Consider the following 12,634-nt stretch of genomic DNA (forward strand, 5'->3'; position numbering starts at 1 on the left):
TTTTACTGCAAGTCAAATAAAAAGGGGGAGCTATTTAGCTCCCCTTTTTTACTTTATATTAAAGCAATAACTTACTTTGCGTATTCAACCGCAATGTTAGCAGCAAGCTTTGCGTTATTGAACACAAGCTCAATGTTTGCCGCTAAGCTAACGCCTTTAGTGGTTTCAGCCACTTTAGCCAATAGGAATGGCGTAGAAGCCTTGCCGAAAATGCCTTTGCTGTCCATTTCTGCAACTGCGTCAGCAATCACTTGATCGATCATCGCACGATCTAACTGGTGTGCTTCAGGAATAGGGTTAGCAACTACGATGCCGCCTTTAAGATCCATATCCCACTTAGCTTTCATTGCTGCAGCAATTTGCGCTGGCGTATCAAGTTGATAATCAACACCAAACTCGCTCTCACGTGTGTAGAATGCTGGTAGTGTGCTAGTTTGGTAACCAATAACGGGTACACCTTGAGTTTCTAGGTACTCTAGCGTTAAGCCGATATCTAGAATTGACTTAGCACCTGCACAAACAACTGTTACATCAGTATTGGCTAGCTCTTGTAAGTCCGCTGAAATATCAAAAGTTTGTTGAGCACCGCGGTGAACACCACCAATACCGCCCGTTGCAAACACTTTAATACCCGCCATTTGCGCTAAAATCATGGTTGATGCAACAGTCGTTGCGCCATCAACACCTTTAGCAACAATAAATGGAATATCACGGCGGCTAGTCTTAATAACGTCAAGACCTGCTTTACCTAAATATTCAATCTCTTCGTGAGTCATACCCACTTTTAGGCGACCTTTTAAGATTGCGATTGTTGCTGGTACTGCACCGTTGTCACGAATAATTTGTTCTACTTTAAGCGCCGTTTCTACGTTTTGCGGATAAGGCATACCGTGAGAAATAATGGTCGATTCCAATGCAACGACTGGCTTACCTGCTGCTAATGCTGCTGCAACTTCAGGATTAATATCTAGGTACTGCTCTAACATAACGACTCCTTGATAACACGCTTAACGGTGATTTCTGACATATTAGGGTTGATTGTGGCTAAGTGAGACAAGGCAACAACCGCGGCTCCCATAGCAAATTTATTTGATTCTTCGGTATTCCATTCTTGGATCCAGCCATGAGCTAAGCCCGCAAGATAAGCATCGCCTGCGCCATTTGCATTTACCATCGCAACTGGAATAGCGGGTACTAATGCCTGAGATCCATCATCACTGTAAAACACACCATCACTTCCCAAGCTCAAGAAAATGCGCTTAACACCTTGCTTATGGAACCAGTTAGCAAGCTCAGGCAGTTCGTCATAATGACTGATACTGATCCCTGATAATTGCTCAGCTTCTTTAAGATTTGGTTTTAAGGTGTGAATTGAACTTAAAAATGGCGCAATTTTCTTAGCTTTTGCACAAGACACTGTGTCGACAAAAATAGGACGGTCTGAGAAGTTGCTGAGGATATATTCCAGTGAGTCAGCAGAAAGGTTAGCATCGACGACTATCAGATCTGCGCGGCGCAATACTTCTTCATGGCTTCTAAGTACTGCCACACTCAGTCTATCTAGAATGGCCATATCATTAATAGCAACATGCATATCGCTATCGCCATCAAGCACAGACAAGTAGGTAGAGGTTGCAAACTCATCAAGGTGGATACAGGCTTTCATATCAATGCCAGCTTGTTGGCACTGGCTCATGATCATTTGTCCATAGGTGTCTTTACCTAGAGCACTGATAAGATGAGTGTCTGAACCAAGTCTGGCGAGATTTTCCGCAATATTTCGACCAACACCACCTGGAGAGCAGCTAACACTACCAGGGTTTGAGTCACCAACCTGTAGGGTATTAAGGGGACGGCCAAGAATATCCATATTGGCACCACCGATTACGATGGCATAGCGAGATTCGGCTAGGATATAACCTTTACCTTTAATCACGCCTTTATGGGTCAAATTCATTATATGTCCAGCCACGGCTGAACGGCTAATGCCTAGCTGATCTGCAATACTTTGCTGGGGGATCAGTGGGTCTTGTTTAAGTAGTGATAGTATCTCGAGTTCGCGTTCTGTCATTATTATTATCCAGTCGACACGGCCAAACAAACATTTGTTTGGATACCAAACTTTAGTTTAAACTTGATGCAAGGGTATGCTTATTAGATTAAATATTCAAGCGAAACAGATTTAAAAGAGAGAATTTGTGAGCAAGACTAGAATTTAATTGCGCTCATCATTCAAATAAAAAGCACTGATAAAGCAGAAAATCACCACGACTGAATAGTAGTGAACGAAAGAGATTGTCAGTAAAATATTCTAGCGGTAATATAGGGGAAAAGCGGATACCCATACCATATTGGCCATGGGCATCCATCAATCATGACTATTGAGAACTACTCGATATTAGTCATGATTGCTTAAGTTAAATCACCATAGTTAAGTAACCCAGTACCAGCACGATCATCGACGTCAGTGCATAAGGGACAGGATAGCCGACCGCTGGCATGTCACTTTGACAAACATCTTGCGCACCTTTCATTGCTGGAGTGCTATTACGCCCGCCAGCACATGCACCCGCCAATATAGCCGGATTCATTTTGCGGAAGTACAAGCCGTATATCCAAGCTAGCAAAGGAGGGACAAGTGCAGCCGTTAATCCTAACGCCGCAATTTTTATCACTACAATACCTTGGAATGAAGCTAAAATTTTAGGCCCCACAGTGGCTGCAAGTACCGCAACGAATAGACTCAAACCGATGTCTTGCAGGAAGCTTCTTGCCCCCTCACTCATAGGGCCGCCAAAGGTTGGGTTACGCGTTCTTAAGAAAGAGAAAATAATACCGGTTAACATACAGCCTGCCGACGTGCCTAACGCAAAAGGAATACCGCCTAACGTGACACTAAAGTGGCCGCATATATAACCAATCAATAATGACAATGCCAGATAGAATGTTTCGGTTAATGTGCTTTCCACAATCGGTGTACTATTTAACTTTTTAGCCACTTGTTGCACGCACCAGTCAGATCCTGCAACGCGCAGCACATCGCCTACTTCGACTACGGCTTGCCCGGTCACAGGTAACTGGTGCCCTTGACGAAATAAGGCTTTAATGTAAACACCAAAACCCACTTTTTCACTGATTTCATTAATACTTTTACCGCTGAAATCCGATTTACCAAGATGGATATCAGCCACTTCAATATCGACATTTCGCGCCCTAGGCTCATCCACTTCTTCGCCAACAAACGCCGCATCGTCAATCAAAACATGATAATCGCCCCGCATACCAATCACATCCCCCAACTGCAACTTAGGGTTGTCAGCCGCATCAAAAACATCATCACCGCGCACGACTTTTAAGATAGCGGTATGAGGAAAACGCTGAAATAGTGATTCAATGCTCTGCCCTACTAGCTCTTGATGCTCGACTTTGTAAGCCCTAATGTCTAAAGGCAATACACCAATATTTGAAAAACCATTAGTACTTGGCAGGGCTTCAATGTCATCACCCACGCCAAACTCTGCCTCAGCGTCTTTACCCGCTTTAACCGGGTCAATGCCAAACATTGCAGGTAAATACTTAATTAATAAAATAATAAATACACTAGATAAGATGTAACTGATAGCATAGCCCGCGGCTATATTAGCGCTAACTTGATCTAAGGTCATGCCAGCTGGAGCTTTAAATGCGCCAGAGGAAATTGCCGATTGTGCAACGCCCATTACCGCGGTTACCGTGTAGCTTCCCGATATAATTCCAGCAGCATAGCCCGGCGCTAAGTCGAGTAATTTCGCGCCAAAATACACGATAAGAAAATTACTAAATACAACAATTAAACCAATAACGACAAAATCCAACCCGCCTCTTGCCAGCCCAGAGAAAAACTGCGGACCGACTTTCATGCCAATTGCATACATAAACATCATAAGGAAAATATCAGATACCAATCCAGGCTCTTCAATCTTAAGACCATAAACAGAGAAAGCGGTTAACGCGATAGCCACACCTGCCACTAGCGTTCCAGCGGTGGAGCCTAAAGATATTCCTTTGATTGATACCTTTCCAAGCGGGTAACCAATCGCAATGGCTAAAAACAAAAATACAAAGGGGTTATGAGCAATGTAACCAAATACAAAACCAAAAAATTCAGAAATATTCATCATCATGTCTCAAACTAAGTTGATAAAAAAAGGCCACCTATAAAGATGACCTTTTACCCATTAACCGTGATTAAAACCTGAAGACTCTTTTGAATCACTACCATGTGAAATCGGATGTTCAGCGAAAAAGTCAACACAGTGCTTTAAGTCGGCAACCAATAAATCAGCTTGGTCACGACTAAAGCCGTGGCGTACTAAAATACGCATTATCACTAAATCTTCCCTTTTAGGTGGCATTGCATAAGCTGCAATTTGCCAACCTCGTGAGCGGATGCGATCAGAGAGGTCAAATAAGTTAAACCCAGGATCAACGCCCTCTTTCAATGACCAGCTCATCGCAGGGATCCCGCCATGTCCGTCATAAATAATGTCGAACATGCCCAGCTTTTCTATTTCACTTGAAAGGTACTGCGCGGTGTCATAGCAAGCTTGATGGATCTTTCTGTAGCCCTCTTTACCTAGGCGTAAAAAGTTGTAGTACTGCGCAACGATTTGTCCACCAGGACGAGAAAAGTTCAGCGCAAATGTTGGCATATTGCCGCCTAAATAATTGACATTGAAAATCAAATCTTCATCTAACGCAGCTGCATCTCGCCAAATAACCCAACCCACTCCAAGCGGGCTTAAACCAAATTTATGCCCTGAAGCGTTAATGGATTTCACTCGTGGCAGTGAAAAATCCCACTCAAGTTCTGGTTGGCAAAATGGCGCTAAAAAACCACCACTGGCGGCATCAACATGAATAGGAATATCCAGACCAGTGTCTTGCTCAAGTTTATCAAGTGCTTCATGTACCGCTTTTACAGGCTCGTATTGACAGGTAAATGTCACCCCTAAAGTGGGAATTACACCAATGGTATTTTCATCACAGCGCTTAATGACTTCTTCAGCATTCATAATTAAGCGGTCCCCTTCCATCGGGATCTCACGTAACTCGATATCCCAATATCGAGCAAACTTATGCCAACATACTTGCACTGGGCCACAGACCATATTAGGTTTATCCGTCGGTTTTCCTAGTGCTTTCATTTTCTTGCGCCAAGCCCACTTCAGCGCCATGCCGCCAAGCATTGCCGCCTCGCTTGAGCCTGTGGTAGAACAACCTAAGGTATTTTCAGCATCTGGAGAGTTCCATAGATCTGCAAGCATATGCACGCAACGGGCTTCAAGCTCTGCGGTTTGGGGATACTCATCCTTATCAATCATGTTCTTGTCGATACATTCGTCCATTAATTTATGGACTTCTTCTTCAACCCAAGTTTGACAAAAAGTAGCAAGGTTTTGGCGTGAATTACCGTCCATCATGAGCTCGTCATGGACAATTTGATAAGCATGGCGCGGATTATTTTCTTGCTCGGGCATTTTATATTTGGGCATAGATAGCGCTAAATCTGTCGATGAGTAAATATCATCTAGCAGGTCGTCTCGCACAGAATCTTTCGCATGAAGAGGCATTATATTTTACTCCAATGAAATAAATAGAATTTCCTACTCGCTGGTGATACACAGCTGACACATTCAACATATAACTTTGTTTTAAGTGCAGCAAGACAAAAAACAAAATAAAAAGAATAAAAAACCAATAGGTAAACACTGTAAAGATATAAACATCAACAATAGGATACCGAACAGTTATTAAAACTAGGTTAGAATTAGAAGAGTAAGCATATAACACGCCACAATCGTTATAAGCAGCCAGTGAAACCGAGCACTTTCAAATCCCCTTGCCCTATCGATTAACAGTTTTATTTTGATAATCAATCAAGCAAAAGCCAGTTTATTATAATTAAGGTACAACTTAATATAGCTGCATCAGCTCAATCTAGGAGAGCAAACATGGCTAAACTAACAATTGTCGCTAACATCATTGCTAATGAAGACAGTGTTGAACAAGTGAAAGCAGAACTAATCAAGCTAATTGACATTACTCGCTGTGGTGCGGGGTGTATCCAGTATGATTTGCATCAAGATAATGCAAACCCAGCACATTTTATCTTTTTTGAAAACTGGTCCTCTAGAGAACTCTGGCAAGACCATATGGGCGCGCAGCCAATAAAGGATTACGTTGTGGCGACACAAGGAATGGTAAGATCATTTACAGTCAATGAAATGACCCAAATAGGGGTAGAGTCGTTACCAAAGTGAAATAAGCGACATAGTCCAAGTCATCAATTTAAATCTAGAGCAAGATTAAAATTGATGAACCTGCACGCTGACAATACTTGAAGATATAACTGGCTAATAGTGATTGATAAACTAGGCATCTTCTTCATGCATAAAGTCTTCAATCATTGTCATCTGCTCAGCAAGCTTATCTTCAATAGTCACCAAGCGAAAGCAACCATGAGGCATTTTCTCTAGGCTAACTCTATCACCTGCTTGAACATGCAATTGTTCAACTATTTCTCTGGGCAGTTTTAAACCTAGGCCACCACCAATCGCTTCTACTTTAAGTTCAGCCATAATGCTTACCTACTTAATCGATTAACGTCCTCTTCGGATTATAGTTGAATATCTAGCTGCAAGCCGTTGCTCAACACTAACTTTGTTTACCAACAAAACTTAAAAATAGTAGTAACTTTGCAAGCAAAATTAAAAGTTAAAATCAGCTCACTAACAAGTCGCGACAAAAAATTGCTTTCACTATTAAAAATCCGCCCTCTTTAAAATGATAAAGAGTTTTCACTAAAACAAACCTGACTTAAGCAAGATTAAGTACCAACAGGAATATACTCAGCAGATAGTGATAACTGTCACCAAATTAATGTAAAAACATCAAGGTTCACATAAGTCACTACTTTTATTGAATTTTATGAATTGTAAATGTGAATTTCATCAATTTGTCAATTTGTTGACCCTGCTAATATCTTGTCGCCCTTTATTTACCGAATGGCATATCTAAGAGTCAACGGACTCATTCTTAAGGATTAATAATGAAAAAGTTAAGCATACTTGCCGCCTCTATAGGCATTATTCTCGCAGGTTGTGGTAGCAGTGATGACGACAACTCAGTAAAAACGTTTGAAGTTAAAGCTATTGATGGTTACTTAGTTAATGCAGATATTTATGCGGGCGAAAAGTGCGACACGAAAGTTGGCGTAACTAATGAGCAAGGTATTGCAAAAGTTGATAACAAATACCAAGAGCAAACCATTTGCGTTAAAGCTGTTGCAGGTACCACACTTGATAGCGATCGCGGTATTGTTGCAAAAGACTTCGAGCTAGCTGCTCCTGCAAATTCTAGCGTTATCAACCCAATGACTAATCTTGTTGTTGAAAAAATGCAAGCTAATAACGTTACCGCTGAAGATGCAAAAGCAGAAGTCGCGGAGCAATTTGCAGCTTTAAATGCCAAGCCTGAACAGTTATTCGGCGACTATATTAAAGATGCAAATGCCGGTGATCAGCTTTCTCAAGGTATTAAAGTTATCGCTGAAACTTTAGTTGATGCCCAAGTTGAAAACACCAACGTTACAGATAGTATCCTAGATGATTTAGTCTCTGATGTTGCTGACAAGGTTGAAAACAAAGATGATTTAGAAGATTACGCGCCTGTAATTGATAATGATGGCTTTACACCAAATCACAGACCACAAATCACTTTAACTGAAGAACAGCAAGATAAGCTTGAAGAGATCAGCGTATCTCTAGGACAAGCCATTACTCCTATAGAACTACTTACAGCATTTAGCGATAAAGATAGCGATGAATTGACCATTTCAGTTAAAAGTGAAGATGGAAAAACATTGGCTAAACTCGGTCTAGCGTTCGACCAGGTAACTGGCGTACTGAGCGGCACACCTGTTAACGCTGGTGAAATTGAACTTCATGTTTATGCAACTGATAGCAAAGGAGCTCGTTCGTACCCACTAGAAATCGAAATAGAAGTCACTAGCCCTAACACTGCACCGACAATTGATAACGAAGAAAAAGCAGAAATTGAAGCAGAACTGAAAGAGTTAAACATCACTCAAGGTTCAGAAATCAATGCAGTTATTGACCTTGATGACCTATTTACAGACACCGATGAAGACACACTTAAGTTAGTCGCTACAACAGATATGCAAGGTGTGACTCTTAACATTGAACAAGAAGACGACCTACGCTTAACAGGTAAATCTGAGCTAGCAGGCGATTTCACTATTTCAGTGACAGCTAACGACGGTGTAAATGCCGCAGTTAAAGCCGATCTTAAAGTGAGTGTAGCGAACAATGATATTACTCCAGAGCCAGATCTGCACCCTCTAGAAGCTAACACTTGGTATGCCCTAGAATACGGTAGCGATGACGGTACCGATAATGTAAACCAGTTTACCCGCGTTTGGTGTGAAACCTACAAGTTTGAAGATGGCAAAGTGTTTATGAATGCACGTAGCCTAAACAACCTAACAGAGTGCTCTGAAGACGCATCAGAACAAGTCGGAACTTACACTGTAACTGGTGATAAATTAGAAACGACTTTTGATGGCGACGATGGTTTAGAAACGAACCAAGTAACCACACAGCAAGCGTTAGCTGGTATTGGTGAAGGTGCGTTAACCGTTAGCATTCATGACGAACGTTATACTTTCTTCAAGAATGATGACGATGCAGAGCAGCGTTTAGACATCGAATCTGATGACAATGCAGAAGAGCGCAGTTTCCCAATAGAAATGCCAAGCCTTGCAGAAGTAGGTCAATACAATCTAATTGATATTAGCCTACAAATGAACAAGCGAGGCAGTAAAGTTAAAATGTACTTTGATCACAAGGGTAAAGACCTTACTTGTGAAGAAGTCAGTGAATTTTACGCTCCTCAGCTAACAGCTAATGGTCTGGAGCAAAACGGCATATCAGCAGAGTTACTTGACTATGGCAACGAAGAGTTCAACTACTGTGTAGCGCAGTTTATTGTACCTACAGCGCTACCTGTAGAAACTGTTTTCAGCATCACAGGTCATTTAGCCCAAGATGATGACTCAGCGATTGTTGAGCCAATTAAAGCTAACATCGAGTGGACAGGTATAGCTGATACCGAGTAACTCGGTAACTAATTAGCCTAGAAAAATGAGATGGATATTAAAAAAGGAGAACATTTGTTCTCCTTTTATTTTGCCGCAACTTTGCTTAAGGCTTATGGTGCTTAGTAATATATCTGTCTAACTGATTACCAAAGGCTTGCTTCTCACTTGCACCTATTGCTGCAGGCCCACCAGTTTGCACACCACTAGCTCGCATGGTGTCCATAAAGTCACGCATATTTAAAATCGATTTAATATTTTGCTCAGTATATAGCTCACCGCGTGGGTTTAGCGCGACACCACCTTTGTCTATCACTTCTGAAGCTAACGGAATATCAGCCGTAATCACTAAGTCGCCAGCGGTTAATAGCTTGACGATTTCGTCATCAGCCACATCAAAGCCCGAAGAAACGGTTTTTAAGTTAATATAAGCTGATGGCGGGATACGCATCCAGTGATTAGCCACCAGTGTGACTTCAATTTTAGCTCTATCTGCGACTCTAAATAAAATCTCTTTGATCACACCAGGACATGCATCAGCATCAACCCAAACTTTCATTACCACTCCTCACATTGGCTCGCTGCCATATAAAATCAACTGAGAATTATAACAGCTATTGAGCATTTACCTTAGCCATAGTACCTAATAATCACTAGATAAAATGTCCTCGCCTAAGATATGATTTAGCTAGATGCCTCTTCTATAAATTACAGCTAGGTCGTTATTCCTATGAGCGTATTTACTCCTGAATGTTTTAATTTTTTAAATCTACTTTCAGTTAATAACGACAGAGAGTGGTTTAAAGCCAATCAACAACAGTATGAAGATAAGGTGCGTACACCAGCATTATTGTTTATCGAGGCTATGCAGCCACATATTCAAGGGATGTCACCTCGCTTAACAGCCGTAGCTAAAAAGGTTGGTGGCAGCATGATGCGCCCTCAACGCGATAGTCGATTTAGTAAAGATAAAACGCCTTATAAAACCAATATCGGTATTCAATTTAGGCATTTTCAAGGCAAAGATGTACATGCTCCAGCGCTTTACCTACACATTGCGAATGACCGCTGTTTTATCGGTGCAGGGATTTGGCATCCAGAGTCAAAAGCACTCAACGCCATTCGAACCTGTATAGATGAAAACCCCAATGGCTATAAAAAAGCCTTGCGCGAATTAACCGCTAAAGGGTTTGAAATGCAAGGCAGTCAACTTATTCGACCACCTAAAGGTTACGATAAACAGCACCCCATGCTTGATGAATTAAAACGAAAAGACTTTATTGCCATTAAGCCGTTAACTATTGACCAAATATGCCAAGCAGATTTTGCCGAGACTTGTGCCCAAGAGTTTGCCGCATGCCAACAGCTAATGCGGTATTTATGTTTTGCGTTAGATTTAGACTATTAATACATTAGCTAACTGAACAATTGAGTCAAATAAGCCCCAACAAATCGCGGGGCTAAAGCTTAGCGGCTGCAACTCGAAGTTTTGGGGCAGTCGTTAAACATGAAAGATTTAGTGGTTTAACCTAAGGTATTTGAGTTTTCTTCTGCTCAATATTGCCGCGTCAATCTCAGCACAACTAAGGCTTTCGAGTACGCTACACTGCTCTTAGCTTAAATCTCTGTTACAATTGCGCCAGTTATTATTTTCAGCCCTAACGTGGCTGCTTCAGGCACAAAGTAATGGTAGAACCTTCATCACCTCTAGATGCTTTTCAAGCGCAAACTCCAGCGCAAAAGCGAGCATTAAGCTACAGCAACACTATACATCAGCTCTTTACCAGCGTGATGCAAGAAAAGCTGCCAGCAGATCGCATTGTCGGAGAATACTTCAGAACCAATAAAAAACACGGTTCTAAAGATAGACGCGTGATCCGTGAAAGTCTGTTTGCACTTTTTCGTTGGTGGGGCTGGCTTAAACAGGTCCATACTAGCCAGCAACAAGATGCGAGTTGGTTTGCCTGTCTAGCGATGGTAGCGGAACTAGAGTCACATAAATGGACTCAATTTAGTGAGGCTTGGCAAGAATTCGCTAATCAATCAGAGCAATTTAAGCTATCAGCTTCAAAGAGCACCTTAGACTCCGTCACAGACAAATGTGCTTATCTGCAGCAACAATTGCAAATGCCGAGCTTAGTGACCACTCAGTTACTACCAGATTGGTTCTGGCAAGTCACTGACGTTGACAACACTCAGCAACTTGCAATTGTTGAGGCTATGAGTTCTCGCCCTCCTATTTGGGCACGCGCGCAAACCCTTAGCCAGCAGCAACTGATTAACTCGCTTGCAAAAGATGATGTTGAAGCAACTGCTAGCGAATTTTTTGATGATGCATTAAGCCTTGGTTTTAAGAGCATCAATTTAAATGCCATTAGCGCTTATCAGCGCGGCGAACTAGAAATCCAAGATTTAGGTTCACAGGTCATTGGCCAAATTTGTGCGCCAAAAGCTGAGCAGCATTGGTGGGACACTTGCAGTGGTGCTGGCGGAAAAACCCTGCAACTACGCTCATTAATGCTAAGACAAAACTCAAAAGCTGATGGCAGCATCATCTCATCAGATATTCGTCGTAAGCCACTGGAAGAATTGACTAAGCGAGCTAAACGCGCTGGATTTAGTGGGATTAACGTTGCGCCGTGGAAAAGTGAAGCACTACCTGTAGATGCGAACACATTTGACGGAGTTCTAGTCGATGCGCCTTGCAGTTGTACAGGAACATGGCGACGTAACCCCGATATGCGCTGGCTAGATGACGTAAATGTAGTAACTGATAAGCATGCTTTACAACTGGATATCTTAACTCGCAGTGCAAAAGCCGTGAAAGCCCAAGGGCAATTGGTATATGCCACCTGCTCACTATCACCAGTTGAGAATGAGCAGGTTGTTAATGCCTTTTTAAATGCAAACCCAGAGTTTGAATTGCGCACATTAACTCATCCTTTTAAAGGGACACAAGTCGAGATGCTAACCATTTGGCCTCAAGATGCCAATAGTGACGGTATGTTCGTTGCCAAGATGATTAAACGTTAGTAATCATCACCTGCATAATACAAAAACGCCATCACCCTGATGGCGTTTTTTGTATTACTCCGCCTTAATTAATCCTAACCACAACTAATACCAATTGGATTTCATTAGCTTGTCACGAGATTGTCACTGAAGCGTCACTTCAATTTTCTACACTCCTGCTTATCGAAAATCATCACCTCGAACTGAGTCTGCCGCAAATAGTCTAGTCACTGTCAATTAGGAAAATAGTATGAGAAACACTTACGATTTTGACCAAGAGAGCCAATGGGAAAACGAGTTGGATTTTGACGATAAAGCAAACGATAAAAATCAACGTCAAAAGTATCGCAAACGCGAGCAGCGAAACAATCATAAACGTATGTATCAGGAAGAGTTGAGCAAAGTGCTCAACTTTCCTGCCAGCTAGATAAAATACAAGGGCCTTTAGCCAAAACATATTAAAGC

11 protein-coding genes are annotated in these 12,634 nt (G+C 41.9%); 5 read left to right on the plus strand and 6 right to left on the minus strand.

Going from position 1 to position 12,634, the window contains the following annotated elements:
- Positions 1-71: 71 nt before the first annotated feature.
- The 4 genes from L2747_RS08175 to gad form a co-directional block, all read right to left on the minus strand.
- Positions 72-986, minus strand: a complete 915-nt coding sequence (locus L2747_RS08175; protein WP_012156171.1) for a pseudouridine-5'-phosphate glycosidase — start codon at positions 984-986, stop codon at positions 72-74.
- Positions 980-2,071, minus strand: a complete 1,092-nt coding sequence (locus L2747_RS08180; RefSeq protein WP_248998580.1) for a PfkB family carbohydrate kinase — start codon at positions 2,069-2,071, stop codon at positions 980-982. Before L2747_RS08180 ends, L2747_RS08175 begins: the two co-directional genes overlap by 7 nt.
- 346 nt (positions 2,072-2,417) lie before the next feature.
- Positions 2,418-4,157 (minus strand): aspartate:alanine exchanger family transporter, encoded by a 1,740-nt coding sequence (locus tag L2747_RS08185; RefSeq protein ID WP_220781516.1) that lies wholly within the window; start codon positions 4,155-4,157, stop codon positions 2,418-2,420.
- Between the two features lie 60 nt (positions 4,158-4,217).
- Entirely contained in the window at positions 4,218-5,612 is a 1,395-nt protein-coding gene (gene gad / locus L2747_RS08190) for a glutamate decarboxylase (RefSeq protein ID WP_248998581.1), read from the minus strand.
- A gap of 381 nt (positions 5,613-5,993) precedes the next feature.
- On the opposite strand from gad, the gene L2747_RS08195 reads away from it, so the two are divergent.
- Positions 5,994-6,302, plus strand: a complete 309-nt coding sequence (locus tag L2747_RS08195; RefSeq protein WP_248998582.1) for a putative quinol monooxygenase — start codon at positions 5,994-5,996, stop codon at positions 6,300-6,302.
- Between the two features lie 111 nt (positions 6,303-6,413).
- Here L2747_RS08195 and L2747_RS08200 read toward each other — a convergent pair whose 3' ends face one another.
- Positions 6,414-6,620 carry an AbrB/MazE/SpoVT family DNA-binding domain-containing protein gene (locus tag L2747_RS08200; protein WP_248998583.1) on the minus strand — a complete coding sequence of 69 codons (207 nt, stop codon included), beginning with the start codon at positions 6,618-6,620 and terminating at the stop codon, positions 6,414-6,416.
- 470 nt (positions 6,621-7,090) lie between these two features.
- Here L2747_RS08200 and L2747_RS08205 point away from each other — a divergent pair, with 470 nt between their 5' ends.
- Positions 7,091-9,178 carry a putative Ig domain-containing protein gene (locus tag L2747_RS08205; RefSeq protein ID WP_248998584.1) on the plus strand — a complete coding sequence of 696 codons (2,088 nt, stop codon included), beginning with the start codon at positions 7,091-7,093 and terminating at the stop codon, positions 9,176-9,178.
- Between the two features lie 85 nt (positions 9,179-9,263).
- On the opposite strand, the gene L2747_RS08210 is transcribed toward L2747_RS08205, so the two are convergent.
- A complete protein-coding gene (locus L2747_RS08210; protein WP_248998585.1) occupies positions 9,264-9,716 on the minus strand; it encodes a YaiI/YqxD family protein in 453 nt (150 codons plus the stop codon).
- Between the two features lie 171 nt (positions 9,717-9,887).
- Between L2747_RS08210 and L2747_RS08215 the strand changes: the two genes are divergently transcribed.
- The 3 genes from L2747_RS08215 to L2747_RS08225 all read left to right on the plus strand — a co-directional run bounded on the left by L2747_RS08215 (position 9,888) and on the right by L2747_RS08225 (position 12,596).
- Positions 9,888-10,565: a DUF2461 domain-containing protein gene (locus L2747_RS08215; RefSeq protein ID WP_248998586.1), complete on the plus strand. Its 678-nt coding sequence runs from the start codon at positions 9,888-9,890 to the stop codon at positions 10,563-10,565.
- Positions 10,566-10,843: 278 nt separating this feature from the next.
- The gene (locus L2747_RS08220) at positions 10,844-12,190 is read left to right on the plus strand and encodes an RsmB/NOP family class I SAM-dependent RNA methyltransferase (RefSeq protein WP_248998587.1); all 1,347 of its coding nucleotides are present in this window, start codon (positions 10,844-10,846) and stop codon (positions 12,188-12,190) included.
- Positions 12,191-12,419: 229 nt separating this feature from the next.
- Positions 12,420-12,596 (plus strand): hypothetical protein, encoded by a 177-nt coding sequence (locus L2747_RS08225; RefSeq protein ID WP_248998588.1) that lies wholly within the window; start codon positions 12,420-12,422, stop codon positions 12,594-12,596.
- Positions 12,597-12,634: the final 38 nt, after the last annotated feature.

It is taken from the genome of Shewanella marinintestina (assembly GCF_023283845.1).
GTDB classification, from domain to species: Bacteria; Pseudomonadota; Gammaproteobacteria; order Enterobacterales; family Shewanellaceae; genus Shewanella; species Shewanella marinintestina.

Coding starts and splice junctions, on each gene's coding strand:
- L2747_RS08175 (WP_012156171.1), bottom strand. CDS start 986: ATGTTAGAGCAGTACCTAGATATTAATCCTGAAGTTGCAGCAGCATTA.
- L2747_RS08180 (WP_248998580.1), bottom strand. CDS start 2,071: ATGACAGAACGCGAACTCGAGATACTATCACTACTTAAACAAGACCCA.
- L2747_RS08185 (WP_220781516.1), bottom strand. CDS start 4,157: ATGAATATTTCTGAATTTTTTGGTTTTGTATTTGGTTACATTGCTCAT.
- gad (WP_248998581.1), bottom strand. CDS start 5,612: ATGCCTCTTCATGCGAAAGATTCTGTGCGAGACGACCTGCTAGATGAT.
- L2747_RS08195 (WP_248998582.1), top strand. CDS start 5,994: ATGGCTAAACTAACAATTGTCGCTAACATCATTGCTAATGAAGACAGT.
- L2747_RS08200 (WP_248998583.1), bottom strand. CDS start 6,620: ATGGCTGAACTTAAAGTAGAAGCGATTGGTGGTGGCCTAGGTTTAAAA.
- L2747_RS08205 (WP_248998584.1), top strand. CDS start 7,091: ATGAAAAAGTTAAGCATACTTGCCGCCTCTATAGGCATTATTCTCGCA.
- L2747_RS08210 (WP_248998585.1), bottom strand. CDS start 9,716: ATGAAAGTTTGGGTTGATGCTGATGCATGTCCTGGTGTGATCAAAGAG.
- L2747_RS08215 (WP_248998586.1), top strand. CDS start 9,888: ATGAGCGTATTTACTCCTGAATGTTTTAATTTTTTAAATCTACTTTCA.
- L2747_RS08220 (WP_248998587.1), top strand. CDS start 10,844: ATGGTAGAACCTTCATCACCTCTAGATGCTTTTCAAGCGCAAACTCCA.
- L2747_RS08225 (WP_248998588.1), top strand. CDS start 12,420: ATGAGAAACACTTACGATTTTGACCAAGAGAGCCAATGGGAAAACGAG.